This is a genomic window from Pseudoalteromonas peptidolytica, assembly GCF_012641745.1.
Lineage (GTDB): Bacteria > Pseudomonadota > Gammaproteobacteria > Enterobacterales > Alteromonadaceae > Pseudoalteromonas > Pseudoalteromonas peptidolytica.
On the sequence record NZ_WEHZ01000002.1, the window covers coordinates 220,359 to 247,268 of the forward strand.

Here is a 26,910-nt window from a genome sequence, read left to right on the forward strand (position 1 = left end):
CCTAGGGATTACGAAAAAGCCCAGACAAATCCTGTTTACATGACTTTTCACCAGACCCTCTAATCAGTATAATCAAGGACGTTATAGCTTAAATTAAGTGGACTATGTCGACTCCTATTCGAACATTCAAAGCAAATATGGGCATCCAATGGGTAAAAGCGGGTTGGGAAATTTTTAAAACTCAACCTTTGACTTTTATGTTGATGTATATCTTCATGGCAGTTGTCAGCTTATTGCCGCTGTTTGCGCCAGTTTTTCATCTTATCGCTGCCTTATCCGGGCCTTTTTTAAGCGCAGGCTTTTATCTTGCTGTTATCAACAAACAAACGAATAAAGCAGCAAAGCTTGCTGATATTTTTGACCCATTTGCAGCAAAGGGTCGACGTCTGAATTTATTTCGTGTTGGTATTTACCAGATGGCGGGGGCGCTGCTGCTAACTATGGTTGCTGGCGTGTTATTTAGTGATGTGGCAACGGCCATAGAAAGTGCAGGGCCAAATACCTCACCGGAGCAATTGATCCAGTTGGTAGCGAGTAACATGAACTTTCTAGAAGTGGCTCTATTTGTGATCGCACAGTCCACAGTAATGATGGCATTTGCTTTTGTTGTGCCACAAGTTTTCTTCCAAGGCGAAAAGCGCATTTTCCATGCAATGAAATGCTCATTAGCAGCCTTCTATCACAACGTGGGGGCGTTGACGGTTTTTGGATTGGTTATCGCCGCATTAATCGTTGCGTCTATTCCACTTTCAATGATCCCAGCGATTATTATTATGCCCGTGGCCATGATAGGCTTTTTTGTGTCATTTCAGGCTATGTTTATGCCTACAATTATTGATAAAAATGAACTTGAGGCACATAAAAGTAACGGTCAATCTGATGCGGGTCGTTTCGACGCGTAATGGACGAGTTAGAAGTAAAAAAACTAAAAAACTACGCAGTTTGGTTGTTATCTCGACAAGAGTATTCACAAACTGGGTTGACGCAAAAGTTGCTGCAAAAAGGGGCGACGGCAGAAGTTGCTCAACAACTGGTGTCGTGGCTTGTGTCACTAGACTATGTTAATGACCATCGCTTTGCAGAGAGCTTTTTGAATCGACAAATAGCCAAAGGACTTGGAGCAAAGCGTATCTTACTAGATGCCGGGCAAAAAGGAGTTAGCCGCGATACATTGCATGCGTTGTTCGCTGAACGCGAAATTGACTGGTACATGCAAGCTGCAAAAACCTATCAAAAAAAGTATGGTGTTTGCGAGCAACCGTTAGAATATAAAGAAAAAACAAAGCGCGTACGGTATATGAGCTATCGTGGCTTTAGTTTTGATGAAATAGATTTTGCAATTGAAGCTGCAATGAACGCAGCAGAGCAAGAAGCAATAAAGGGTGAATGATCACATGCAGCATATGACTACCGCACAAATTAGGCAAAGCTTCTTAGATTTCTTTGCTAAACAACAGCACCAAGTGGTGCCTTCAAGCTCGTTGATTCCGGGCAACGATGCCACACTACTTTTCACTAACGCCGGTATGGTGCAGTTTAAAGATGCCTTTTTAGGTGCTGAAAAACGAGCATATACACGAGCAACAAGCTCTCAACGTTGTGTTCGTGCTGGTGGTAAACATAATGACCTTGAAAACGTGGGTTACACCGCAAGACACCATACTTTCTTCGAAATGCTAGGTAACTTTAGCTTTGGTGACTATTTTAAAACGGATGCCATTAAGTTCGCATGGGGATTTTTGACGGACGTCATTAAGCTGCCGAAAGAAAAACTACTGGTAACGGTTTACCACGAAGATGACGAAGCATTTGACATATGGTCAAAGCAAGTTGGAGTGCCTGAAGAGCGCATTATCCGCATAGCGACATCTGATAACTTCTGGTCAATGGGCGACACAGGTCCTTGTGGCCCATGTTCGGAAATTTTCTATGATCATGGTGAGCACATTTGGGGGGGACCTCCTGGCTCGCCTGAAGAAGATGGTGACCGCTTTATTGAGATCTGGAACTTAGTATTTATGCAATATAACCGTCATGCCGATGGTTCAATGGAGCCGCTGCCAATGCAGTCGGTTGATACCGGCATGGGTTTAGAGCGTATTTCAGCGATCATGCAAGGTGTACATTCAAACTACGAAATCGATTTATTTCAAGCGCTCATCCAAGCCGCAGCAAAAGTTACGGATGCTCAGGACTTAGAAGATAAATCACTACGAGTTGTTGCTGACCATATTCGCTCTTGCGCATTCCTTATTGCAGATGGCGTCATGCCCTCTAACGAAGGCCGTGGTTATGTGCTTCGTCGTATTATTCGTCGTGCGGTTCGCCATGGTAACAAGTTAGGCGCGAAGGGCGCATTCTTCTACAAATTAGTCGCTGCGCTGGCTGAGCAAATGGGTGAAGCTTATCCGGAGCTAGTTAAACAACAAGCTATCATCGAAAAAGTACTGCGTATAGAAGAAGATCAGTTTGGTAAAACTCTGGATCGTGGTCTTGCCATTTTAGAAGAAAATCTTGAAGGCATTGAAGGCGATGTGATCCCTGGTGACTTGGTGTTTAAGCTTTATGACACCTACGGCTTTCCCGCAGATTTGACCGCAGATGTGGCACGTGAACGCTTTATGACAATCGATGAGCGTGGTTTCCAAGCATGTATGGAAGAGCAGCGTAAAAAAGCACAAGCAGCTGGTAAATTTGGCGCTGACTACAATGAGCGTCTCAAGTCAGAAAAACACACTGATTTTAAAGGCTATGATGCTGAGCACTATACTGGAACTGTGATTGAAATTTTCAAAGAAGGTCAGCACACGAATACGCTAGAAGATGGCGAGCACGGTGTCGTTGTGCTTGATCGTACGCCTTTCTATGCTGAGTCGGGTGGCCAAGTAGGTGATACTGGTGTACTTAAAGTGGCGAATGGTGAATTTGTCGTAACAGATACCCAGAAATTAGGTAATGCTTTTGCACATCATGGTCATATTGTTGGCCGTATTGGTATCAACGACAAGGCGGATGCACGTATTGACGCTGAGCGTCGTGAGCGAGTGAAGAAAAACCATACAGCAACACACTTGGTACATAAAGCACTACGCGACTTACTAGGCGACCATGTTACTCAAAAGGGCTCGTTGGTACTACCTGATCGTTTGCGCTTTGACTTTTCGCATTTTGAAGGTGTGACAAAAGCACAGCTGCAACAAGTTGAAGACGCCGTGAATGCTGAGATCCGTAGTAACTTTGCTCTGCAAACGGAGCTGATGGATATTGATGCTGCAAAAGACAAAGGGGCGATGGCGCTCTTTGGTGAAAAGTACGACGATGAAGTTCGAGTCGTATCAATTGGTGAATACTCAATTGAACTTTGCGGTGGTACACACGTGAAGCGTGCAGGTGATATTGGCCTCTTCAAGATAGTTTCAGAAGGTGGTATTGCAGCTGGCGTTCGTCGTATTGAAGCGGTAACTGGTGCTGATGCTATTGCTTATGTGAATGAACAAGAGCAAGTGTTATCAGAAATTGCGGCGTTAGTTAAAGGTGATACCTCATCGGTATTGGAAAAAGTAACGGCACTGCTTGAAAAGTCAAAAGGCCTTGAAAAGCAAGTCGCACAGTTGAATGACAAACTTGCAAGTGCTGCGGGTGCAACACTACTAGACTCGGTAACTCAAGTGAATGGTATTAAGTTACTGGTAGCTAATGTTGCAGGCACTGAGTCTAAGGCCTTACGTGGTATGGTTGATGATCTGAAAAACAAGATTGGCTCGGGTGTAATTGCACTGGGTGTTGCGAACGGTGAAAAAGTAAGCCTGATTGCAGGTGTAACGAAAGATCTTGTCGGTCAGGTTAAAGCTGGCGAACTGGTTAATCATATGGCTTCTCAGGTTGGTGGTAAAGGAGGCGGTCGTCCTGATATGGCGCAAGCTGGAGGCTCACAACCAGAAAACCTTGACACAGCACTCAATAGTGTTTCTGATTGGTTAAATGAAGTAACGCAGTAATCAGCAAGTGGCGCTGATTGTACAAAAGTTTGGCGGCACCTCGGTAGGTTCTATAGAGCGTATCGAGGCAGTCGCTGATCTCGTGGTTAAAACACAACAACAAGGCCACCAAGTGGTGGTCGTATTGTCTGCAATGTCGGGTGAGACAAACCGCCTAATTTCTCTTGCACAACAAATCGATGCACGTCCAAGCGCCCGTGAACTAGATGTGTTGATCACGACGGGTGAACAAGTCTCAATTTCTCTATTGGCAATGGCTATTATTAAGCGAGGCCACTCAGCGGTTAGCTTACTGGCGGATCAAGTTGGTATCAAAACTGACAATATGTTTTCTAAAGCGCGAATTACCCAGATAGATACAACGCGCTTAAGGCAAGAGCTAGAGCATAATCGGATTGCTATTATTGCTGGGTTTCAAGGCCGTGACGAGGAAGGTAATATCACCACGCTTGGGCGAGGCGGTACAGACACCTCAGCAGTTGAAATTGCAGGTGCTTTGCAGGCTGATGAATGTCAGATTTATACCGACGTTGATGGTGTTTATACGACCGACCCACGCATTGAGCCACATGCAAAGCGGCTATCACATATCACTTTTTCTGAAATGCTGGAGTTAGCGTCCGTTGGCGCAAAAGTATTGCAGATCCGCTCTGTTGAAGCGGCTGGTAGATACAATGTACCGCTGCGAGTACTGTCATCATTTTCCCCTGATAATGGCACTTTAATTAGCTATGAGGAAGCAAAGATGAAAAATACTAAGATTGTGTCTGGGATAGCAAGTGTCAAAGATGAAGTATTGATCTTAGTTAAAAATATCGACGTAAAAGTAAGCAACTTGGCTAATATTCTCACGCTTTTAGGTGAATATAATATCGAAGTTGACATGATTAACCATTTGAACCACAGTGATAAAAAAATAGACTATGCTTTTACTGTGCAGGTTAATGATGCTGTGTTGGCACAAGAAGTTTTACTTCCACATCTACAAAATTTTGGTGGTGCAACAATGGAGGTTAATGCTAACGTGGCAAAAGTGTCGGCGGTTGGGATCGGGATGAAATCTCACTCTGGTGTCGCCGGTCTATTTTTTATGGCATTGGCCGAGGAAAGCATTCACACTCTACTTGTATCTACCTCTGAGATAAAGATCTCAGCACTTGTAGAGGAGAAGTATCTCGAACTGGCAGTGAGAGCATTACATGCCAAGTTCGAATTGGAAAGTACTGAGTAAACTAAGTTTTTGCTTACTTTTCTGGGAAGTTTTATTTAAAATGGATTTGATGCGGAATCTTTTAAATTTTGGAATAACAGGAGCAAGAGAATGCTAATACTAACTCGTCGAGTAGGTGAAACCCTGATGATTGGTGATGAAGTGACTGTAACAGTACTAGGTGTTAAAGGTAACCAAGTACGTATTGGTGTAAACGCGCCTAAAGATGTTTCAGTACACCGTGAAGAAATCTATATGCGTATTCAGGCTGAGAAATCTAGCCCAGGCAATATGTGATCAAGGTATTGAATTAGTATGTGAGTTAAGGTGACTTGATACCTAGTTTGTCTTAATACTTGCTCAATTTGAAGATGTAAACCTGACGTTAACATCGTAAAAATTTTATTTAGAACAACTGAATAGCAAATTTTTATGCCGATAGAGCTAAAGCCTCTTGAGATTATCGACAAGGTTTTTTGCTTTGAATATTGTTCACTTTATTAAGCAAGTTAGTTTAACTTGCATAAGTAAACCCCACGAATGTGGGGTTTATCATTTCTATATGTTCTTTGTCACTTTCTGTGACAAAAATTCGATGGCTTCTGCACTTAACCCTGACTTACTAATATAACTTGGCTTGTTACTTTGAAAGACCAAAAAACCTTGCTCTGTTTCAATTAACTTTTCAATAGCATTAAAAGCATAACAAAACTCAGCATGACTGGCTTTAGTGATGATCTGGTTATCGGTAATTGATACTGTAACCACATTGCCAGCGGCTCGTGAAAGTGCCTGCCTAGTTACCCACCAAGCTTTACGATAATAAAAGGCTAAGCATTCGACTACGGCTAGCAAAATAAGAAAGTTGCCAAGGTAGTGCTCTTGTAATCCATAAATAGCGAAAAAACCGAGCGCGAAAAGCAGTATTAATAGACCATATTTAGGTTTTATCGCCAGTCCATTTGCTTCAGATTCTTCAAAGCACTCTTTGTAATAGGCCTTATCTAACTTAAATTGACTTTGGAAAGATAAATTTTCATTTTCTTTAGGCGATGACATACGTAATTACTTTAGTGAAAATTTACCTTAATTATACCTTTATACAGGTTCAAAGCGGTAATGCTAGGTTAGAGTAATTAAAACAAATTTATTACACAGACCGGAAAATAAGCGCTACAGCTTAACGTTTACGTGAACTTACCTTTTTGGTCAGTCCAATTGACAAATATAATTAAGATAACCAAATTTTCATTAAATGAGACCTAGATCTTGACTATTACCTGCTACTATTTTGAATATTTTTCATATTTATTGTGCATATCAGCAATGTTTTAGGTGATTTTTATAGCTAACTATATGATTGGCATAAGGTTAATATTTTTGGTATTACCAATTTACACCAGGCTTTACAGCGAAACATTTTTTGTTATAAGGTGAATAAATATCGATAAAAAGTGAAGGTTTGTATCAGTTCGTTAACGCGAAGAATAAAACCGGATAGCAAGTAAGGGGTAAAAATGGATATTGGCGCACAGTTATTGCAAGCAGGAAACTTAATGTTAACTGGTATGGTTGGTGTGTTTTTGTTTCTGTCTATTTTGATTTTTGCGATGCGGCTTTTAGCAAACTTCGCCGCTCAGCTCAAAGAGGCTGAGTCTAGCACTTCACGGCAAAAAATAGCCAAAACAGCTTCTTCACAAGGGGTGCCGCAGGCACATATTGCAGCGATTAGTGCAGCTGTTGCAACCTACAGAAAAAATAATTAATAGGGGTCTTGCATGTCACAGTTAAAGCTTACTGAACTTGTGTTGCGCGATGCGCACCAATCATTATTAGCAACCAGAATGCGATTAGAAGATATGCTTCCGATTGCTGAACAGCTCGACAATATGGGGTATTGGTCGGTTGAATCTTGGGGAGGTGCAACCTTTGACTCATGTATTCGCTATTTGGGAGAAGATCCTTGGGAACGGATCCGTGCATTGAAAGCTGCGATGCCTAAAACCAAACAGCAAATGTTGTTACGTGGCCAAAACCTTTTAGGCTACCGGCATTACGCCGATGATGTGGTTGAAAAGTTTGTCGAGCGTGCTCACCATAACGGCGTTGATGTCTTTAGAATATTTGATGCAATGAATGATGTGCGTAACCTAGAAACTGCTATCAAAGCAGCGATAAAGGTGGGGGCGCATGCGCAAGGAACGATTTCGTATACTGTGAGCCCAGTCCATACGTTGGAGATGTGGTTAACTCAAGCTAAGCAACTTGAAGACCTTGGCTGTCATTCAATCTGTATTAAAGATATGGCGGGATTATTAAAGCCTTATGACGCTGAGAAACTGATTTCAGGGCTAAAGCAGACAGTATCAATACCGATTGCAATGCAGTGTCATGCTACGACTGGGTTGAGTACTGCGACCTATCAAAAAGCCATTGATGCAGGCATTGACATGCTCGACACAGCTATTTCATCTATGAGCATGACCTATGGTCACAGTGCAACAGAAACCATTGCTGCAATTGTTGAAGGTACTGAGCGTGATACCGGTTTAGATTTACTCGCATTAGAGGAAATAGCGGCTTATTTTCGTGAAGTGAGAAAGAAATACGCAGCATTTGAGGGCAGTTTAAAAGGTGTGGATGGTCGTATTCTCTCGGCTCAAGTACCGGGTGGTATGCTTACCAATATGGAAAACCAGTTAAGAGAGCAAGGAGCTGGAGATAAACTTGATGCTGTTTTAAAAGAGATCCCAAGTGTAAGAAAAGAACTTGGCTACTTGCCGTTAGTTACACCAACTTCGCAGATTGTAGGGACACAAGCGGTATTGAATGTACTTACAGGTGAGCGGTACAAATCGATAACCAAAGAGACCGCAGGTGTACTAAAAGGTGAGTATGGTGCGACTCCCGCTGATGTTGACCACGCCTTACAGCAGCGTGTACTGGAAGGTAAGGAGCCTATCACGTGCCGCCCAGCTGATTTAATTGAGCCAGAACTTGATAGCCTACAAAGTGAATTGATAGCGACCGCCAAAAGCGAACAGGTTACGTTGGCCGAAGACGTTATTGATGATGTACTGACTTACGCTTTATTTCCTCAAATTGGCCTTAAATTCTTAAAAAACCGCAACAACCCTGATGCTTTTGAACCAAAGCCCACGCAACTTGAGAGCAAAGAGCAAAAAACAACAGCAACCCCTGCAACAGGTAAAGCATCAACTCCAGAGCGTTATAGCGTAAAAGTTGATGGCAAAGTGTATGACGTTGTTGTGGCACCTGGCGGCGAGTTGCAAGAGGTACAAGTAAAAGACAGTGAACTCATCCCACAGTCAACTTCAGTAAGTTCAAGTGAAACTCTTAATGCGCCGCTTGCTGGTAACATTTTTAAGTTAATGGTACGCGCCGGAGATGAAGTACAAGAGGGCGATGTTGTGCTTGTGATGGAGGCGATGAAAATGGAAACAGAGGTTCGTGCTACCCACAGCGGCCGAGTCGCAGAGTTATTGGTGTCCGAAGGTGACTCAGTCAGTGCTGGCGACGCTATGATGTCTTTAGCGTAAGGGAGCAAAAATGGAAGGGTTGATTAATTTGTGGCAAGCAACAGGGCTTGCGAATTTTACCTGGCCTGCATTGTGTATGATGGCCGTGGGTTGTGGGCTATTGTACCTAGCAATTGCAAAAGGTTTTGAGCCGCTGCTTTTGGTGCCAATTGGTTTTGGGGCTATTTTGACCAACATTCCCGTTGCAGGGCTTGGAGATCCCGGCGGCTTGTTATATTACGTCTATTACATTGGCATAGATAGCGGTGTATTCCCTTTGTTAATCTTTATGGGGGTTGGCGCGATGACAGACTTTAGTGCATTGATTGCAAACCCAAAAATGCTGTTATTAGGAGCAGCGGCTCAGTTTGGGATCTTCGCAACCTTATTCGGCGCTATTTTACTTAATTTTATCCCAGGGTTTGAATTTACTCTACAAGATGCCTCTGCAATCGCGATTATCGGTGGTGCTGACGGCCCAACTGCGATATTTCTGGCATCAAAATTAGCCCCTGAACTATTGGGCGCAATAGCCGTTGCTGCATATTCGTATATGGCGTTGGTGCCGATTATTCAGCCACCGATCATGAAAGCGCTCACCACAAAAGAAGAGCGTCAGATAGCAATGCCGCAATTACGTCACGTATCGAAAACAGAAAAGATATTATTTCCACTCGCTGTACTTGGCTTGACGATATTGTTTTTACCTGCCGCAACACCACTAGTTGGTATGTTTTGCTTAGGTAACTTGATGAAAGAGTGTGGTGTGGTGGATCGCCTTAGTAAAACGGTACAAAACGAGCTTATTAATATTACAACCATTTTCCTCGGTCTGGCTGTTGGCTCAAAATTAGCAGCAGATCAGTTTTTAACGATAGAAACATTGGGAATTCTGGCGTTAGGGGCTGTTGCCTTTGGTATTGGCACAGGAACCGGGGTATTAATGGCAAAAACCATGAACCGCTTTAGCAATACTCCGATTAACCCTCTGGTAGGTGCGGCAGGAGTATCCGCAGTGCCGATGGCAGCGCGAGTGGTTAACAAGGTCGGTCTTGAGAGTAATCCACATAACTTTTTATTGATGCACGCGATGGGGCCAAATGTTGCTGGCGTATTAGGCAGTGCGGTCGCTGCTGGTATTTTGCTTGCACTAGTTGGATAATTTTAGCTTCTCCAACCATTAACGTGGCAATGATTTAATTGCCACGTATTTTTGATCCAAAATATGCAGAAGCTGAAAGAGTATGAAGTTTATTCCATTTCGAAACTTACAATGTCCGGGTTTAGAAACTGCAGTGTGGTATCGTCGATTGCTATTTTTAACCGGTGTTGGTTTGATTGTGTTTGGCATAATAAAAGAGGGGATTGCCCTTTATCACTGGTGTGTTGAATTGGCCACTTACTCCAAGTTAATCATAGCTAGTATTTATAATTTTGACCTCTTGTCCCGTGCGAATTTTCATTTAATGGTAGTCGGTGTGGTGAAAGTATATTTTGTATGTGGACTCGCAATTAAGCTAAAAAGTATGTCTCATGAAAAGTCGTAATAATTTGATATACCCACACGAGACCTTAGATCACTTTATGTAAACTCTTTTTATACCGTTTTTGTTCCGCCTTGAAAGCGTGCTTTGCTATCCATTTTGCTATTTTTTGCATTAAAACTGGTGGAAAATCATGCCCCATGCCATTGACTAATTTGAGTTTTGATTTTCGGATACGCGTTGCAGTTTGTAACCCTGAAGTGATAGGGAAAATGGGATCATCCGTACCGTGGATGACAAGTGTTGGCGCTTTGATTTGTGATAAAGCATGTTGGCGAAAACGGCCTGCTATTACTGCTGTGAGTTGGCGTTTAAACCCTTCAGGGCTATGGGCGCGCTCAATATTTTGCTTTGCGAGTTGGTGAAGTGTCATTTCATCTTGTGGGTAGGCGGGGCTTCCAATCAGTTTGTTGAGCTTGATATTATACTGTACAGCTGATTGTCGGCAGTTTGGTTTAGGCCTTGCCTTGGCGAGCTGTAACATCACTTTGAGGTTAGAAAAAGTAAACTGAGGATACGCCGAAGTTGACATAATAGACGTTAAGCTCACTACCTTTTTTCTGTGTTTGGCCGCAACTATTTGCGCAATCATTCCCCCCATGGACGCACCAACTAGATGTGCGCGCTTTATCTTTAAACTTTTCATGAGTCCTATTACATCTGACGCCATATCGTCTAAGGTGTAGGGAATATGAGCGTGGATCGGAAGTTTTTTACTGAGTATTGTTCTGATCACGTTAGGTGAGCCTAGGCTATCTAAATGGCTTGATAAACCGCAGTCTCTGTTATCAAATCGGATCACGCGAAACCCTTTGTTTACAAGTCCAAAGTACAACTCATCTGGCCATACAGTCATTTGTGCACCAAGACCCATGATAAGAATGATGACAGGTGCGCATCGCTCTCCTTCGTCTTGGTAATGTAATTCAACCCCGGTTGCTATCTTAATATTGGTCATTATCACAAATAGATTGGGTGGCCTTTTGCACTAAAGTTAAGTATAGGCATGACAACTGCGGTTATACCATTTTTACTTAACCTAGTTGCTATACTTTTCTATCAGCAGCTAAAAATATTTGTTGTCAAAGCATTGCGCTTTAACTGCGTTAGGTTATTATCCGTGCAGTGTCTACCGTGCTTATCTAGACCACAGTAGGCTTATTAATTTCGTTTCTATTTATACATTTATTCGGAGTGGATAATGACTAAAAAAAGTAAGATTCAACATGCTCATCAGCGTGGTGAAATTAAAGATAATGCACTAAAAGCGTTGGTAACCAGCCCCTTGTTCAGAGCAAAAACCGAGAAGAGCAAAAAGGGAAAAGGCAGCTATCAACGCAGCGCAAAACACAAAGGCCAAGAGCCTTACCTTAAGGCAGCCTGAGCTTTAAGATAAGGTTTTTTGCCGATACATTTGTATGTCATGTGTGATTAAATTGTTGATATCAGTTGTTGGGTGTTGGGCATATACCGCCCGGTACTACCTCAAATTGCCACCTTTTGTCTCCCATGACTAAACGATAGGATGTTGAATAGTATAGTTGTTACCGCTGTTATGCTTTTGCTTCTACAGGTTGTGTGTCGTCAAATAGACGCAGGGCAGCAAACTCATCGTCAACTACTACGTGCTCGTAGCTGAACCAATATCTTGTAGTGACAAACAAGCCACTAAGCACAAGCCAAAATTGTCCCGTATTAGTAGTGCAATCCATAAAATAGGCTGTTATCGCCATAATCAAGTGTAAAGCACGTATTGAAGGCTTGGAATGTGAAGCTTGCGGCGCAGGGTGTCCCCCGCGCCATCACGTTAGTTTATGAAGTTAAAGTTCTACGTTTTGCCATTTTAAAAGTAGCTTTAAGGTCGACCCACCTATACTCCCTGCTTCTGATAGCCCATAATGGATCATAGCCGCGTTTTGGTATGATAATGATATACCCAAGAGATAGTCTTTGACACCGTCTTGACACTCTGTTTCTTCATCACCATCATAATCTGAGCATTGTAAGTATAAGCCATCAATTAACGGCACAAAATAAGAGTCAAAGTGATCAGATAAGTCAACTAAGTATGACTCGATTAGCAGTTTCGAAGCATGCTCCACTGCTGCTAACGTACTTGCTTGATCCCAACAACGCTGCCACACTCTCGGGTAATCAACTTCTTTGTTTTCTAATAAAGTAATAAACTCATCATAGCTGCCATTGATGTCGAGCATTACTTGTGTGTCGTCATAACTCGTGCAATTTTGAGGGTTATTGATCGTATCAAAAATGGTGACTTTTAACTTTGAATTGTAACTAGTTCGGGCGGGATTATATGATGAGGATAATCTTTTCCAGAGCGGCAAAAGTGTGCCTAAACGTACCGGATAAAAATCATGGTCAATTGCTACTCCTTTCTCATCAAGCCAATGAACAATATCTAACGCTTCTCGATAGCGGCCAGACTCATATAAGTAATTAGCTTCATCTAGCTTTGCTTGTAGTTGCTGGTTGATGTCGTTGGCGTGTGCAAAACCGCTAAGCGCGCTGGTGATAATAAAAGCGCCGGTGGTTAACAGTTTTTTCATTTTGCTCTACTCCTTAGTAAAAAATGAATGGGTAGTTCTCTACCACAATTAGGATTGCTTGCGTGAGGTATTGAGATTCCTTCCACGTTGCAAGCAAATATATAGAGCAAAATATGCACCAAAATTATGATTAAGGTGTTTTTGTTTTCCAATGGCGATTACGACTTAAAACGAAGAGTCCAGCAGGTGTAGACTTACTGCAAAAGAACATAGAAGTTAAATTGCAAGTCCATAAAGAAATTAAATCAGCTAATGTCAATCGGACATCTGCCGCTAACTTCAATGTAAATACAGTTGGAGGAATAGTTTCCTCCATTCAGCTAGTTCAGCTCACTTAGCTTGAAACGAGGCAACGGACACTGGGGGTTTCACCAGGTTCGATGATATTAATATTGACCTCTGTTAAGTCGCCTATTATAGGTTTTAGCGCCTTATCAAAACGATTTGCTGCGGCTTCGATTTTTTCGGCATAGTCACCAATAGCATCAAAACTGTCGCTATGATTTTCAATTATTGCTTCAATCTGCTTGGCCTTTTCTTCTTGTTTAGCCAATAACGCTTTATTGATCACAAGTTGACTGTCGTCTTCTCGTATAGCTTCTATACTAATGGCCTCTATTTCTTTGCTCAGCAGTGTAAGCTTGTCCTCAATATCTCTTATTGGTAACTCTTTAGCTGACATGTCACGCTCTGCCGCTTTAAGTGCTTTATATGCACCAACCTGCTCGGAGTCCATGGTGTGTTTGATTATTGGGATACAGTCTTGGTAAGCGATAAGCTGATAGCTGCCTTGTGTTTGCACCTCAGTTGGATTTGCTTTGGAGTAGCCAACGCAGGCACTCAACGCCAGTGTTACCGAAATAATGAGTATTGATTTTGTGGTTTTCATAAGCACCTCAAAGGGAAAAGTCTGATGTACAGAATTAGTCGTGGTACAGTTTGAAAAGGTTGATTTTAGATGTGCAAGTATTAGTAACAAAATATGAATCGGGCAGTGAGCTTAGGGTTATTGACCACTCTTATCGGGTGCTTGGCCTTGGTGCTGTGCAATTTCTTCGGCGTATTTGGCTTTAACTAGTTCAACATAATGGTTGAGGTTTTTATCAGGGCTAACAGCATAGGTCAGCTCATTTTTATTTATCGCAGTGATACGATCCAAACGAAACTCGCGGTAGTCGCTGCGTAATTGACAAAATGCGATGAGTGTCCACTTACCACCCCAATAGACTAATCCAAGTGGCTCGATAACGCGCTGAGAGTGTTGCTGTAAGGCATCTTTATAGTCAAGGGTTACACATCGCTGAGTTTCGATGGCCGCTCTGAGCTTGGCACTAAACGATTGCTGTTGTGGCCCATGTTTAAAGCTAGATACCAAATAGGGAGAGTGTTCGTGTTGTTGCTTAAGATGCGCAGGTAGTACAGCTTCTATCTTGGCAATGGCTGATTTTGCATGGGCGCTTAGTTCGGGATCCGTCCAAGCACTGACCATTTTACTGCCAAGCAAGAGTGCTGTTAATTCGTCATAACTAAACATCATAGGAGGAAGCGGGTAATCGGCAATGACATAGCCGATACCAGCTTCCCCTTCAATTGGCACGCCAGAACTTTGTAAGTCCTGAATATCGCGATAAATCGTACGCTCCGATACGCTAAAGTGAGCGGCTAACGATTTGGCTGTTACAGCTAATCGCCGACCCTTGAGCAAATTCACTAGCTGGAAGAGGCGTTCGGATTTATGCACGAATTTTCCTTTTTAAAAGATGTAGTGCTTATCCACTACATTGAGTTTGAGTGACGATATGGCTTCGACTAATGGAGACACTTTCACTGTTTGTATACAGCATTAGTCGCTTACATACTTCAGTGGTTGGGAATTGTTCAGATACTGCTTGCGCATGTGCTAATGATTGCCAATAGAATACATCGATATATTCATCGGTTTGGTCATCTTTACTGAGTGACCGATATAGCAGCCCAGGCTGTTGCTCAATCCATGGAGCAAAGTCAGTGTTAACACGCATTAAATCCTGCTCTGTTGCGCTAATAGCTAATTTAAATTTTACGATCTCTACGATATGTTGTTGCATAGTACGTCTCCTATTAAGTTCGTAGAGCAGTAAATCATGGGGCTGTGTCAGGGAGTGTCAGTAGTGTTCAAATATACAGTATTATAGATAAGATACCAAACATGTACTGATATACACTATGAGTGACTAGGTTCAAACTATATCGAGTCGTCAAGTTCTATTAAACAGGAGTTGCACAATGGATCATCAACAAGTACATGATTACTTACTAGCCAAGCCTTGTACCAGTGTAAGTCAGCCTTTTGGTGAAGGTGTTGATGTGTATAAAGTAAAGGACAGAATGTTTGCGACGTTGGCGCTTGGTAAAATGGGTAAAGAAGATGACGAGCATCGCCATTGGCGCGTAAATCTCAAATGCGATCCTGATGAAGCACAAGCGCTGCGAGATATTTTTAGTGCGGTGTTACCGGGTTACCACATGAATAAAAAACTTTGGAACACGGTGATGCTTGATGGATCCATTCCAACTGGAGAACTTGAACGGATGATGGATAACTCATTTCACCTTGTGGTCGAAAAAATGCCGAAAAAATGCCGAAAAAACAGCAAAAAGATATATGGGGTTGAACATAGCTAGCTATCAGTGCAGTTCACCCTGAACATCACTGATATGTGCAATGAGCTGTGGGAAGAAGGTGTTGAACCCGCTTTCAAGTTCTTGATAATGCTTGTTTATGTCAGCTTCGCTGCCTGTAAATTGGTTAGCAAAACGAATGCGCCTTGCAATGTTATCCAGCGCCAGACCAACACCTGAAACAGACTCATAAGTTGCAAACCAGTCATGTGTTGTCATTGCCGTTACAACGCGCTGCATGTTGGTTGGCATAGCACCTAAACTGTCTTGGAGTAAGGCGAAGCGGCTACGTTTGAATTGATGTAGAGGTGTTGTATGAAAGCTGTCCCAATACTTAATTAAAAAATGGTCATACAATACGTCTATGGCTATCCCTGCAAAGCGACGGCGTGATGGCGAAAAAAGTTGTTTCGCAGCTCTGGTTATTGCATGACTATCAGTGAACTTATCGACTTGAATGTGGGTTTTCAGACCTTGCTGCACAGCGTTTGGCAGCATCTTTACATCAACACCTTTTTGAAAGTCGCCAAGTAGATTACCAAAGCATGATGCGCCTGTGGGTTTAGCAAAGTACAAGTGCGCCAAATAGTTCATGGAAGCCTTCTCAGTTATGTTGCTGTGAACAGGGTAACTCATTGAGCCGGATTTAAGAAGATAAGAGGGGGTTAATTCAGTCAGGGGCAATCTACGTTAGATTAAGCTGGGGTCATAACATAATCTGAGTTTCAGGTTCCACCGTAAACAGGGAGCGCATAATGGCAGTTAAGACTAAATTGAAGCAAAAGACTAAGCGACTGGTCGAATCAAAAAATATGCTTAACGGGCTCACCGTTGCATCCTTTTTAGAGTCAACTATCGTGCCCATTCCCCTCGAGGCAGTGATGGTGCCGCTGATGCAAGCAAGGCGAGAAAAGCTGTGGCTAATTGCGCTAATGGCGACAGTTGGATGTGTGATTGGTGCCCTATTTGGTTATGCATTGGGTTATTATTTATTTGATGTAGTGGGGGATTCTGTTATTGAGCTGCTGTCGAGTCAGTCTCAATTTGAGCAAGTGAAAGCGCAGATGCAAAGTCAGGGATTTTGGTTTGTGCTGACCTTAGGCATAGCACCAATACCGTTTCAGATTGCCATGTTAGCAGCAGGTGCTACTAAATTTTCACTCTTACAATTTCTAATTGCAACTTGTATTGCCCGTTCACTGCGCTATTTTGGTTTGGCGGCGGTCGTTTACTTTGCAGGTGATCAGGCAGAAAAGCTAATCAAAAAGCATAAAATAAAAGCCGTTATTTTTACAACGGCTATGGTGCTGTTGGCTTGGTGGATAGCCAGTCGTTAATCATTAATGCTTTCGATATAAAAATTTAGACTCATGTTGTGAGCGCGCAAACATCAAAAAATCATTGCTTAATGTCAATGGGGTTGATGCGAGCGTTTTATACTGCTGATAAAAATTATTTGGAACGTCGGCGCGTTTCAATAATGTGAGCGCGGCTTTTCCCTTTTGTGCATACTCTCTGTAATCTTTGGACTTATTTAGCAGTTGAATATAAGCAAGGTAAAAAGGCTCAAACTCGGCATGTCTTGCAGAGCCTGTCTGCTTTAACATGAGATCAATGTTGTACAGCAGCTCGCTTTGGTGCTGCATTGTCTCAATTAACTTATTTTGATCTTGGCGGATCATTGAAGCTACTACTCGCTCCTCAAAGTTATTAAGCTGCTCTGTCACTGTGTGGTGGAGCCGTACAAATTGCTCTGCATGTCGCTTACTCAATTGTTGTTGGAGGTTGCGCAACAGCACACTTTCCTGTTTGCCCAACAGATTAATCTGAGCTCTCGCTTCTGCCAGCACCGTTTGGTAAGCTAATTTGTCCCTGTTGTCTTCTGGGATCGCCTCAATCTGCTTTTTGATTGCTTGAATATGCGTGTTGATCAGCGAGAGTTTTTCATTAACTTCAATAATGTTCCACTTACTGGGTGGTTGGTTAAAAAAACCATGAAGTGTCATTTTTTCTTGGCTAGCTTGTGTGTGTAGTTTCACCAATACATCGATCAATTCAGTCAGTGGGTAATCTGTAGATAATGCGCGCAGTAAATTATCCGCTTGTAGTGAGTTATTAATACTTTTTGATTGTGCCGCTTTTATTTGAGCCGTAACGATATCTGCGCTTTCATAAGCTGTTTTTGCATCTAATAGCAAAGCAAAAGCCTGTTGTGTTTCTTCGTATACCGCTTGCCATGTGGCGCTATCGTACCCACTGAGCGTTTTAAGTGCATTTGCCTGTGCTTCTATGTCTCTTTGTTGTTGGGCATGGTTAAGCGCGTGTTCGGTTTTTGTTATTTCGGCCGGTGTACAAGCCACGAGCGCTGCGAAACAAAGGGCAGGGAGTAGTTGCTTCATGTCGTTATTGTTTTGTATTCCTTTTTCCTAACGTTAGCATCATCACCGTAACGGAGCAATATTCCTAAATCGGGTATGTATTTCGATATTTGCCTACACTGGAGTTATTTAATGGCTGTCTGATCTGCATTTTGCTGGCTGTTGCTGAGTAATAACCCTGCTTATAAAAGTGAAGTGCATTGTCTTGCCAATCCAATTCGAGAAAGTGACAAAGCGATTGCATAGTCAATCGGGGCGCTTCTACTAGCGATTCATAATTCACCAATTTAATTTGAGTCGGATGCTTTTGTGTGGCTTTTTGCAAAAACGCATAAGTATCATCATACATAGTTTGAATATCTTGTATCCGGTACGAGTAGCAATGAAAGGGGCTGCTCGTTTGATAGAGTTGACGGAAGTTTGCGATACAAGTATCTGTTCTGTCTCGCTTCATCACGACAAACTTTGCGCGTGGAAACGCCTTAGCAAGCAAATCGATAAAGAAAAAATGAAATGGCTGTTTGTCTATAAAACGTTTGTCACCATCAACGGATTGCGCGCTAAAGAGACGATATTGCTCAATGGCGTTAGCCTCTTCATAGGCGCGGCTGAGGTGTTGAATATTGCTGTTATAATCATGACAAAATCTAAGTGCTTGAGGCAATATACTGGTCTCTCCCAGTGGCTGTAACAGCAGTTGCGCTAAAATTTGCTCCATCAGACTGGTGCCTGAGCGCGGCAGCCCAACGACAAATATTGGTGCAAGTGACCGCTCTGGTGCAAATTCAATAGGTTTGTCGAGAAGTTTACTAAGTGCTTGAAAGTAATCCGTCATCTGTTTAGGTGAATAGGAAATCTCAGCACTGATCGCTTGCTTACTGGCAATAAAGCTTTGCCATGCCTTGGGATAATTTTCTTGCTTTTCGTATTCGAGTGCCAGTGCATGGTGAAGCCGCTGTAATGCAAGTGGTGTAGTTTGCGCTGTTATCTCAGTAGCTAATTGAGTGATGCGAGTCGGTGCTAATTCCACAGGAGCAAGCTCTGAGTAGGCTAACTGGCACTTTGCATTACTTGAGTTTGCTTGCACTAAAGAGGCAAGCAGCGTCCGCGCTTGAGCTAATTCACCAGACATTTTCAAGTGTATTGCATAGTTTATCGCGATTTCAGGGCTGTGCGGTGCGTGTGTGTAGGCACGGTTAAAATGCCAACCAGCGTCAGTATATTGATTTAATCTCAGTAAGATATTTGCAAGCGTATCGTGCTCTGACCCCGACAATTGTGTGCAGCCTAGCAAATGCTGTATATAGCGCTTTGCAGCTGATGGTGATTGTGTAAACAGCGCAAGTTTGGCAGCGCTCAGAGAATAAAGGGCACAGGGAAATAAACTTAAGCACTTATCGTAAATTTTTTGCGCTTTATTGAGGTTGCCAAGAGTCATATTCAACTCGGCCAATAAAGCGTACGCTTGGTGGTCATTGGCATTGGTATTGATGCGAGCGACTAATGCGTGATGCGCTACTTGAAATTGGCGCTGTTGAATGTAGCTTTGGATCTGATTGTATGGTGTCATCGCAATATACAAGAGAGTGAAGGCGGCCTCACTCTCTATCTTGGTTTTTACTGATTATAACTCAAACTGATAGTCTAGCTTGAGGCCTATAGTACGAGGTGCTGTGACATAGTGCCCGTACACTCGCTGCTGCTCAGGCAAAGCTTTATTTAATGCCGCAAATTTAGCTTCACCAGCCCAAGATTTGTCTCGTCTTACCGAGGTGAAAGTAAATTTGTCAAACAAGTTGTCAACATACAAAGTGACGGCCCATTGCTCGCTTGAAAGTTTGGCGCTGAGGTTAGATAAGGCAAATCCTGGCAGTTCCTCTCCGTCAGCCTTTAACCCGACTTTAGTGTATACGTCACTCTGTGCGGTTACTCCATAATTCACGTTAAGCATTTTGTCGTCGAACACTTCCTGCTCGTAGCTTAAACCGAATGAAAACTGCTGTTTTGGGGCGCCAGGTAAGCGGTCGCCATCTGTACCGTCATAGTATGGCTGGTAAAGCGCGATTTCTTCAGCGCTGTAGTCACCTTCTTTGAATACCGCAAACAGGGCTGGTGCATCATCAGTCAGCTGCGCTTTTGCATAAGAATAGGTTGCGTAAACTGTCCAATGGTCGCTCAATATAGCGCGGGTTGATAACTCGATACCAGTCGAGTTCGCAGAGCCTGCATTGGAGGTTATGATTTCTTGGCCGTTTACCGTCACAGATGAGATCTGTGCATCTTCCCAATCAACACTGAATAATGCGGCATTAAAATGCAGCTTATTATTCAGCCATGTAGACTTTAACCCCAGCTCATAGTTAGTGGTGGTGTCTGGCCTATAGCTAAGTTCATGCGGCAGTGCACAGATGATCTGTTGCTCAGGCAATGTTTCTGGGCACGACTCCAAACCGTTACCACCGCCTAACCTAAACCCTTCACTGACAGTAAAGTACGTCAGTAGTCCGTCTTGCCAAGTGTAATTGGCATTAAACTTAAACAAGCTACCATTGTCTTTGGCACTGACTTGTTCAAACGAAATTTGCTCAAGACTTGGCAGACCACCAGAATAGAGCGGGGTTTCAGCCGCTGATTTAGTGTTAACGTCATAGCGATAGAAACGCGCGCCCACAGTGATATTAAAATCCTCTGAAAATGCGTAGCCAACTTCGCCAAACAATGCTGACTCTTTGCTGGTGGCATTAGTCAGAGCGATATACTCAAGATCTTGCTCAATATTGTTGATTTCGTCGCCCCAAAACTCCGTGAGCCCCGGCGTGTATTCTCTATCATCTGAGCTAATTTCCTGTTTGCTGTAATATACCCCTGCAATCCAATTTAGGGCGTCATCCCCTTTAGAGACTAAACGGATCTCTTGGGTAAACGTGTCTTGATCTGTAGTGTCTTTAGTCAAAGCGGTAAAACTAGGAAAGTCCGCGTAGCCTGGCCAAATATCATAAAGGAGATCGGTTTGATCTCGTTGGCCTTGCTGTTCTTTGCTTGACCAACCGGATGCCGAAACTAAATCTGCAAACTCCAAATCGGCGTTGATTTCAAGGCTAAGTAGGTCATCTTCTTGTTCGTTAGGTTCAAGCACACGATAGGCTGACTCGTATGGTTTGATAGAGTCGGCAAGCGGGTGCTGTGCGCCAAGGCTTTGGTACTGTGAAATCGAGTTAGCACCATTTTCTTGTTTTTGATGGAAATAGTTCAGTGTGGTATCGATATTCTCGTTCACCAACCAACGTAGAGAAACACGCGTAGTGGTGATGGTTTCGTCATTTGCATCCGCCATTGCGTTGATATTCGCTTTAACATCCTCAGCATTGGACCAGTCGGGGTCTGGGTTTGAAACGCCAGGTTGTTTAACCACATAGCTATAATCCATAAAGCCGGGGTTATGATAGCGGTTAATGCTAGCGCGAACAGCTAACTCATCCATCACTATAGGCATATTGAACACAGCACCGATTTCATGACCGTTACTGTCACTTTCGTTGATACTGAATACGTCGCCACTGAGCTTGCCCTCAATGATATCAAGCACAGGTGCTTTTAGCATGGTTCTAATTGCACCGCCAAGTGTGCCTGCACCGTAAAGCGTGCCTTGCGGACCAATCAAAACTTCAACACGCTCAATGTCAGTGAGTCGCAAATCGACATTAATCGGGATTTCGCCAAGGTAAGTCGCTACGGTACCCGAGTCAGAGGCTCGCTCTGATGAATTAGTATTCAAACCTCGGACAATAATAGGTGAACCCTCACGGCCTCCTTGTTCTGTCATTGTAAGACCAGGAACCCACCTTGCTACATCTTCAAGGTCACCAATATTTTGGTCGCTCATCACATCGCTGTCTACAGCAGTAATATTTAATGGTGCTTCTTGAACTGTGCCAGCACGTCGAGTGGCAGTCACTTGAATTCGTTCAATTGACTTTTCTTGAATCTTGCGTTCTTCAGCGTGTGATTGATTAACAACAAAAAAACTCGAACTAACAGCTAGTGCGACTAAGCTTGGATGGAGCTTACTCATGAATGGTGAAACCTCAAATTAAGAATTAAACGTGACGAAATTTCAATCTTTAGAGATGGGTAACTATGCAAATAGTGCATTTTTTTCCCGAGCTTAGAGAGAATTTCATACAACTGGTGGCAAGTTAGCAAATCATACTTTGTGTATGTTTTAGGTAATTTACCCACCCTGAAACTGCATCGCATGCTAACATGCTTATTCTTATTTTGTGAATAATTATTTTGATTTTTTGAATGGTTATTTCTTTTTTGGTTGTATCGATTTGCGAAAATTTTCAAATAGCTTAGAGTATTAACTCCATATGCTTCTTTTGTACGTCAAATACCCTAAGGAAAAATAATGAAAAAGCTGATGTTTGCATTGTTGGCATCTTGTACATTACTTGGTTGCTCTGACAGTGAAGTTGGAGATGTATCACTCGGTCTGTTTACGCTTAAAGATATAAAGCTGGACTCTATGGTTGACCCTGTTGTTACAGGCGTGACTTGTCATGTAGCGAGTGTTGAAGATGACCTGAGTTTTTCAGACCCAAGTGATAGCTCTATCTCTTGTCGTCAAACGAGCGAAATAACACCTGCAATGCTGGCGAATATAGACAAGAGTGACTCTGGCGAAGTGGTATTTAAAAAGTCAAAAAGTGTGTTTTTTAAATCCATGAAAGTGAGAAGAATTTTTGACGCGAAAAATCAAACCTTGATGTATTTGGCTTACACCACAAAGGAAACCTCAGGCAGCTTTAAGCACAGCCTGTCGACAGTGCCATTATGGGGTACGCAGGCTTATCGAAATGCCAAAGCCGATTAACTCAGGTTTGCTCAGGGTAAACTCATACACCTTGATAATTCTTTCGTACATTATTTTTGTTTGAATTAAACCTTTTTACTCACGATTTCGACTAAGCTTAATAACGATAATTTTAGGAGAAATCGTGATGCTCAAAACACGCTTTTTTGGTAAAACAGTCAATACTGCGTTTGCTGTGATGACGGTGCTATTTATTATTCTGACGTTAACAACGGATGCGCATAGTATCTCTTCCCACGAAACTGAGGTTGAGATCTTTGCGCAAGATAAGGTTATTTCAGAATCTAAATCTCAATAAACTTGCGCCTTGATTTATTTTGTTTTATTGATTAGTAAAACTTAAAACAATGAAAAAGGTAGAGTTAGTATAGTAATGGACTAGTTCCTTTTCTGGGTTGTTATGAAGGCATAAATTTATCTAACGTATTTATGACATATACTCATGACCGGCTTGCGTTGTGTATAACGTGTATACTCTAAATCTCCCCGTTTTATTCATCTCATTAATAGCCTTTATTCGCCTGCGGTCAAAATTGTAATTAATTTATTGCGTTATACTCAGTCTGCATTAGCTTTAATTGAGGACTCATATCAATTTGTTTAAATATTGGCTTAATCTGAAGTGGCAAATATGACGCTAATGGTATTAAAAGCTTCCATCTTACCTTCATGGGTAAAGGTACCGTGGGAATAGCAGGAGGCGGAGTGATCGATAAGATGTGCTTGCCTCAAAATAGGCTGTTTAATTATCCGCAGCTCAGGTTAATTTAGCAAATTGGTATAAGGAAACGGCGCAGCTTGCTGCTCTAAGAACACGAATTTTAGCTGACTTGCTTTGTGCTTGTCTGACTAAAACAGCAATAACAAGGAAGATATATGGCACGCCAATTTGATAACTTTTATAGTCATGGGGCAATTAGCTTTGCTGATTTTATTAATTGTGTCTCTAGTTTGTATACGGGGCCTGATTGTATAGATGAAGGCACGCTAAGGTTGCTGGCAGAAATGCTTTACAGACTCTCACAAAATAAACAGTTTTTAGCGGCGCAAGTTGCAGGTGGTAATAAGTACACACACCACCCAAGAGGGCTGTTAGATAACGATGATTTATATGTACTTTATGAACAGCAGCAGCCATTTTTTGGTGTCTATGCTCAGATCTGGCACCCGACCCTCAAGCGAGGGAAAGCACAAGGTTTTAACCCACCACTGAGGGATTACAACTTTTCTGCGTTGACGACCAACTATTTTGGTCCAGGTTGCGGCAGTAAGCTTTATCAATACGAATACCGGCAAGATCTCAAGCAAGGTGAGCACTGTGCATTGTCATTTCTACAGTTTTATCAATTTACGTCGGAAAATGTGCTCTTTACTGAGGCCTCAAAGGATGTAATAGCTCAGGCGTTACCTAAAAGTTTGAGTATAACCATTAGCTTACGGTTAGAGAAGAACGAGCATCCATGCTTTATCTTCGATAAATCTTCGAAAAGAGTGCTAGGTGTTATAACTGATGTAAATTGTGAAAAAGCAGGCGTAACGTCAAAAGTGGGATTGCTTGAAGTATAAGTCATTTCAAGAGTAGCATTTGTTCACCTTGATGTAGGTGCCTTAGCTGTAACAAGGGATGAGAGCGATGTTATCGACAAGGTGTTTTGCCTTTAAGTACCTGAGATGCGGGGTGCTTGAGCCCCATCTTTATACCAATTAGACTTAATACTTGCTCAATTTGAAGGAGTGAATCTGACACTTAACAGCGTTAAAAATTTCTTATTTAGAACAAATAAATAGCAAAATTTTTGCCTTATCTATATAGAGGTAGGTACCTTAGCGATAGCAGGACGTGGTAGCGGAGTTATCGACAAGATTTTCTCGCTTCAAAATAGACCACTTAAATTAAGATAATTGGTATTATTTTGTTTAATTGAGCCTATATAGCTGTAACCGAAGTGCAAATATGTTAATTGTATCGAGGTAACTTGAGCTTGGGATAACACAGGCTGTTAGTGTGCAAATATGCTTTGCATTAGGCAGTGTGTAGTTGTTGAACACAACAGGCCCATTTATTCTTTAGCCAAAGCTCAGGTTAATTGGTACTAAATATAAATATCTGCACGGGTGATGGTTGAACCAACATAATGAACTGTTTTGTTGGGTTAACTTCACGCCGTTTTGCTTTCATACCAGTGTCTTAGAGGCTGGTAATGTTTTTGCTCAAACAACAAAATTAACGGAGCGGCGTAATAATGAAGAAAATGAGCTTGGTGGCCTTTGCTGTAGCGCTTGGGCTAAGTGGATGCGCTCAAGATAAGCCGGTTACACAAAAGCATTCTGAGGTTGGAGTCAGCCAATCTAGTATGTCCAGAACAGAGATAGATAAAGTTGTTGAACAATATACGAGACAATTTATTAACCACCAGCCGGCATTGGCAACATCATTAAAACTACCGAACAGTGAATACGGTGATTATCAAACAAAGCTACCTGACTACTCTGTCGTGGGTATGCAGGCACTGCAAGTCGACATGAATGCAGCGGCGCAGCGTCTAGCGGCAATACAACCGGCAATCAGTAACTCAGATGACTTATTACATGTGAAAGTCAATGAAGTGATTGCGCGTTATTACGCCGGAGATAAGGGGTTCTCAGCCGGTTATATTGATACGTGGGGTGGGCACCTGCCATATATTGTGAACCAGTTGTCAGGCCCCTTACTCGATATTCCTAATGTGCTAAAAGACCAACATGGAATAGAGAGTGAGCAAGATGCCAAAGACTATCTTGCTCGCCTGAATGCCTTTGTTGAAGTGACGCAGCAAGTGGCAAGTAAGGTAACAGCGGACGCCAATAAAGGCGTAATTTTACCAAAAGTATTGTTTCCAAACACGCTAGGTTATTTAGATAACTTCACGGCGCCACATGGTGCAGCGCACCCTTTGGTTACATCGTTTAAAGAAAAACTTGCAAATATCAATGATATTACAGGTAAAGCCGCCGCTGAATATGTTGCACAGGCGATACAAATTGTTGAGCAAAAGCTTTATCCCGAGTTTAAAAATGTGTCTGCTATTATGCACGCTCTAGAGAGTAAAGCGCCTGAAAAGGTTGGTATTTGGGCTCAGCCAAATGGCGAAGCTTTCTATCAGCACGAGATCACCTACTTAGCGGATTCTGATATGAGCGCCGAAGAGATCCACAAAATTGGTCTTGCTGAGGTGGAGCGTATTTCAAAGCGTATGGACGAAATCCTTAAGCAAAATGGCTATTCACAGGGATCTGTTGGCGAACGCATGAAGCAGCTCAATGAAGAATCGAGATTTTTATATGCGGATTCTGACGAGGGTCGTGAAGCGTTATTATCGTTCTTGCGTGGTGAAATAGCGACTATTTTACAAAAAGCACCAGATTATTTTTCTACTATTCCACCGCAACCAGTTGAAGTCAAACGCATCCCACAGGCTGTGGAAGCAGGTGCGCCCGGTGGTTACTACAATGGACCATCGCTTGATGGAAGTCGCCCAGGGGTATTTTCAATCAACCTAAAAGATATGAAGGCAGTACCAAGCTTTGGCATGAAAACCTTGACGTATCATGAAGCAGTTCCTGGTCATCATTTTCAAATTGCCCTGAATATGTTGCAAACCGAAATTGGTTTGATGCGTCAAAATGCGTCATTTAACGGCTATATCGAAGGGTGGGCATTATATTCTGAGTTGCTGGCTTATGAGATGGGCATGTATAAAGACGATCCATTTGGTGACTTAGGTCGTCTGCAAGCTGAGGCCTACCGTGCAGCTCGACTTGTTGTTGATACTGGGTTGCATTACAAAAAGTGGACACGCGACCAAGCGATCACCTATTTTGCTGATGCAACAGGTACGGCAATGAGTGATGTGGTATCGGCTATCGATCGTTATATTGCGTGGCCCGGGCAAGCGCTTGGTTATAAGCTAGGTATGCTCAAACTGGTTGAACTGAGAGAGCATGCTAAGCAGCAACTGGGAGAGAAGTTTGATATTAAAGCATTTCATGATGTGATCTTACTAAAAGGTGCAAGGCCGCTGAGCTTAGTTGAAGAGGATGTTAACGCGTGGGTTGAGTCGCTAACAGCAGCCTAATTTTTACTCTCAGCTTGGT

General features: G+C 42.5%; 27 protein-coding genes. 16 read left to right on the plus strand and 11 right to left on the minus strand.

What is annotated here, in order from left to right; translation table 11 throughout:
* Window positions 1-104: 104 nt before the first annotated feature.
* From F9Y84_RS02225 to csrA, 5 genes are all read left to right on the plus strand, one after another.
* On the plus strand, window positions 105-902 hold the full coding sequence (locus tag F9Y84_RS02225) for a BPSS1780 family membrane protein (protein ID WP_147389809.1): 798 nt from the start codon (window positions 105-107) through the stop codon (window positions 900-902).
* Complete coding sequence (locus tag F9Y84_RS02230; RefSeq protein ID WP_125254025.1) at window positions 902-1,390, plus strand: regulatory protein RecX; 489 nt, start codon at window positions 902-904, stop codon at window positions 1,388-1,390. Before F9Y84_RS02225 ends, F9Y84_RS02230 begins: the two co-directional genes overlap by 1 nt.
* Window positions 1,391-1,394: 4 nt before the next feature.
* Window positions 1,395-3,998 carry an alanine--tRNA ligase gene (alaS, locus tag F9Y84_RS02235; protein ID WP_128732227.1) on the plus strand — a complete coding sequence of 868 codons (2,604 nt, stop codon included), beginning with the start codon at window positions 1,395-1,397 and terminating at the stop codon, window positions 3,996-3,998.
* 7 nt (window positions 3,999-4,005) lie between these two features.
* On the plus strand, window positions 4,006-5,229 hold the full coding sequence (locus F9Y84_RS02240) for an aspartate kinase (protein ID WP_125254023.1): 1,224 nt from the start codon (window positions 4,006-4,008) through the stop codon (window positions 5,227-5,229).
* A gap of 90 nt (window positions 5,230-5,319) precedes the next feature.
* A complete protein-coding gene (gene csrA, locus F9Y84_RS02245; RefSeq protein ID WP_010375935.1) occupies window positions 5,320-5,505 on the plus strand; it encodes a carbon storage regulator CsrA in 186 nt (61 codons plus the stop codon).
* Window positions 5,506-5,766: 261 nt separating this feature from the next.
* Here csrA and F9Y84_RS02250 read toward each other — a convergent pair whose 3' ends face one another.
* A complete protein-coding gene (locus F9Y84_RS02250) occupies window positions 5,767-6,267 on the minus strand; it encodes a YcxB family protein (protein WP_147389807.1) in 501 nt (166 codons plus the stop codon).
* Window positions 6,268-6,725: 458 nt separating this feature from the next.
* Here F9Y84_RS02250 and F9Y84_RS02255 point away from each other — a divergent pair, with 458 nt between their 5' ends.
* The 4 genes from F9Y84_RS02255 (at window position 6,726) to F9Y84_RS02270 (ending at window position 10,294) form a co-directional block, all read left to right on the plus strand.
* On the plus strand, window positions 6,726-6,974 hold the full coding sequence (locus F9Y84_RS02255; RefSeq protein ID WP_125254021.1) for an OadG family protein: 249 nt from the start codon (window positions 6,726-6,728) through the stop codon (window positions 6,972-6,974).
* Between the two features lie 12 nt (window positions 6,975-6,986).
* Window positions 6,987-8,768 (plus strand): sodium-extruding oxaloacetate decarboxylase subunit alpha, encoded by a 1,782-nt coding sequence (oadA, locus tag F9Y84_RS02260; RefSeq protein ID WP_147389805.1) that lies wholly within the window; start codon window positions 6,987-6,989, stop codon window positions 8,766-8,768.
* Between the two features lie 10 nt (window positions 8,769-8,778).
* Window positions 8,779-9,909 (plus strand): sodium ion-translocating decarboxylase subunit beta, encoded by a 1,131-nt coding sequence (locus F9Y84_RS02265; protein ID WP_147389803.1) that lies wholly within the window; start codon window positions 8,779-8,781, stop codon window positions 9,907-9,909.
* An 82-nt stretch (window positions 9,910-9,991) separates the two neighbouring features.
* Window positions 9,992-10,294 carry a hypothetical protein gene (locus tag F9Y84_RS02270; protein WP_147389800.1) on the plus strand — a complete coding sequence of 101 codons (303 nt, stop codon included), beginning with the start codon at window positions 9,992-9,994 and terminating at the stop codon, window positions 10,292-10,294.
* A gap of 25 nt (window positions 10,295-10,319) precedes the next feature.
* Here F9Y84_RS02270 and F9Y84_RS02275 read toward each other — a convergent pair whose 3' ends face one another.
* The gene (locus tag F9Y84_RS02275; protein WP_128732222.1) at window positions 10,320-11,249 is read right to left on the minus strand and encodes an alpha/beta fold hydrolase; all 930 of its coding nucleotides are present in this window, start codon (window positions 11,247-11,249) and stop codon (window positions 10,320-10,322) included.
* A 243-nt stretch (window positions 11,250-11,492) separates the two neighbouring features.
* On the opposite strand from F9Y84_RS02275, the gene F9Y84_RS02280 reads away from it, so the two are divergent.
* Window positions 11,493-11,675, plus strand: a complete 183-nt coding sequence (locus tag F9Y84_RS02280) for an alternative ribosome-rescue factor A (protein WP_125254016.1) — start codon at window positions 11,493-11,495, stop codon at window positions 11,673-11,675.
* Between the two features lie 169 nt (window positions 11,676-11,844).
* On the opposite strand, the gene F9Y84_RS02285 is transcribed toward F9Y84_RS02280, so the two are convergent.
* The 5 genes from F9Y84_RS02285 to F9Y84_RS02305 all read right to left on the minus strand — a co-directional run bounded on the left by F9Y84_RS02285 (window position 11,845) and on the right by F9Y84_RS02305 (window position 14,948).
* Window positions 11,845-12,003: a hypothetical protein gene (locus tag F9Y84_RS02285; protein ID WP_167508253.1), complete on the minus strand. Its 159-nt coding sequence runs from the start codon at window positions 12,001-12,003 to the stop codon at window positions 11,845-11,847.
* Between the two features lie 108 nt (window positions 12,004-12,111).
* Complete coding sequence (locus F9Y84_RS02290; protein ID WP_147389798.1) at window positions 12,112-12,861, minus strand: hypothetical protein; 750 nt, start codon at window positions 12,859-12,861, stop codon at window positions 12,112-12,114.
* A gap of 334 nt (window positions 12,862-13,195) precedes the next feature.
* Window positions 13,196-13,750, minus strand: coding sequence for a hypothetical protein (locus F9Y84_RS02295; RefSeq protein WP_147389796.1), 555 nt, complete (start codon window positions 13,748-13,750; stop codon window positions 13,196-13,198).
* A 117-nt stretch (window positions 13,751-13,867) separates the two neighbouring features.
* Complete coding sequence (locus F9Y84_RS02300; protein ID WP_147389794.1) at window positions 13,868-14,602, minus strand: helix-turn-helix transcriptional regulator; 735 nt, start codon at window positions 14,600-14,602, stop codon at window positions 13,868-13,870.
* Between the two features lie 28 nt (window positions 14,603-14,630).
* Entirely contained in the window at window positions 14,631-14,948 is a 318-nt protein-coding gene (locus F9Y84_RS02305; protein WP_147389792.1) for a hypothetical protein, read from the minus strand.
* Window positions 14,949-15,126: 178 nt separating this feature from the next.
* Between F9Y84_RS02305 and F9Y84_RS02310 the strand changes: the two genes are divergently transcribed.
* Window positions 15,127-15,525 carry an MmcQ/YjbR family DNA-binding protein gene (locus tag F9Y84_RS02310; RefSeq protein WP_147389790.1) on the plus strand — a complete coding sequence of 133 codons (399 nt, stop codon included), beginning with the start codon at window positions 15,127-15,129 and terminating at the stop codon, window positions 15,523-15,525.
* Between the two features lie 3 nt (window positions 15,526-15,528).
* Here F9Y84_RS02310 and F9Y84_RS02315 read toward each other — a convergent pair whose 3' ends face one another.
* Entirely contained in the window at window positions 15,529-16,116 is a 588-nt protein-coding gene (locus tag F9Y84_RS02315) for an acyl carrier protein phosphodiesterase (RefSeq protein WP_128732213.1), read from the minus strand.
* A gap of 161 nt (window positions 16,117-16,277) precedes the next feature.
* Between F9Y84_RS02315 and F9Y84_RS02320 the strand changes: the two genes are divergently transcribed.
* Entirely contained in the window at window positions 16,278-16,859 is a 582-nt protein-coding gene (locus F9Y84_RS02320) for a YqaA family protein (protein WP_147389788.1), read from the plus strand.
* 3 nt (window positions 16,860-16,862) lie between these two features.
* Here F9Y84_RS02320 and F9Y84_RS02325 read toward each other — a convergent pair whose 3' ends face one another.
* The 3 genes from F9Y84_RS02325 to F9Y84_RS02335 all read right to left on the minus strand — a co-directional run bounded on the left by F9Y84_RS02325 (window position 16,863) and on the right by F9Y84_RS02335 (window position 21,972).
* Entirely contained in the window at window positions 16,863-17,921 is a 1,059-nt protein-coding gene (locus F9Y84_RS02325; RefSeq protein WP_147389786.1) for a hypothetical protein, read from the minus strand.
* Between the two features lie 64 nt (window positions 17,922-17,985).
* A complete protein-coding gene (locus tag F9Y84_RS02330) occupies window positions 17,986-19,470 on the minus strand; it encodes a tetratricopeptide repeat-containing sulfotransferase family protein (protein ID WP_147389785.1) in 1,485 nt (494 codons plus the stop codon).
* A gap of 54 nt (window positions 19,471-19,524) precedes the next feature.
* The gene (locus tag F9Y84_RS02335) at window positions 19,525-21,972 is read right to left on the minus strand and encodes a TonB-dependent receptor (RefSeq protein ID WP_147389782.1); all 2,448 of its coding nucleotides are present in this window, start codon (window positions 21,970-21,972) and stop codon (window positions 19,525-19,527) included.
* 339 nt (window positions 21,973-22,311) lie between these two features.
* On the opposite strand from F9Y84_RS02335, the gene F9Y84_RS02340 reads away from it, so the two are divergent.
* From F9Y84_RS02340 to F9Y84_RS02355, 4 genes are all read left to right on the plus strand, one after another.
* Window positions 22,312-22,776 carry a CreA family protein gene (locus tag F9Y84_RS02340; RefSeq protein ID WP_125254003.1) on the plus strand — a complete coding sequence of 155 codons (465 nt, stop codon included), beginning with the start codon at window positions 22,312-22,314 and terminating at the stop codon, window positions 22,774-22,776.
* A gap of 124 nt (window positions 22,777-22,900) precedes the next feature.
* Window positions 22,901-23,074 carry a hypothetical protein gene (locus F9Y84_RS02345; protein WP_167508252.1) on the plus strand — a complete coding sequence of 58 codons (174 nt, stop codon included), beginning with the start codon at window positions 22,901-22,903 and terminating at the stop codon, window positions 23,072-23,074.
* Window positions 23,075-23,652: 578 nt separating this feature from the next.
* Entirely contained in the window at window positions 23,653-24,342 is a 690-nt protein-coding gene (locus F9Y84_RS02350; protein ID WP_147389780.1) for a transposase, read from the plus strand.
* A gap of 677 nt (window positions 24,343-25,019) precedes the next feature.
* Entirely contained in the window at window positions 25,020-26,891 is a 1,872-nt protein-coding gene (locus F9Y84_RS02355) for a DUF885 domain-containing protein (RefSeq protein ID WP_147391437.1), read from the plus strand.
* The last annotated feature ends 19 nt before the right edge of the window (window positions 26,892-26,910 follow it).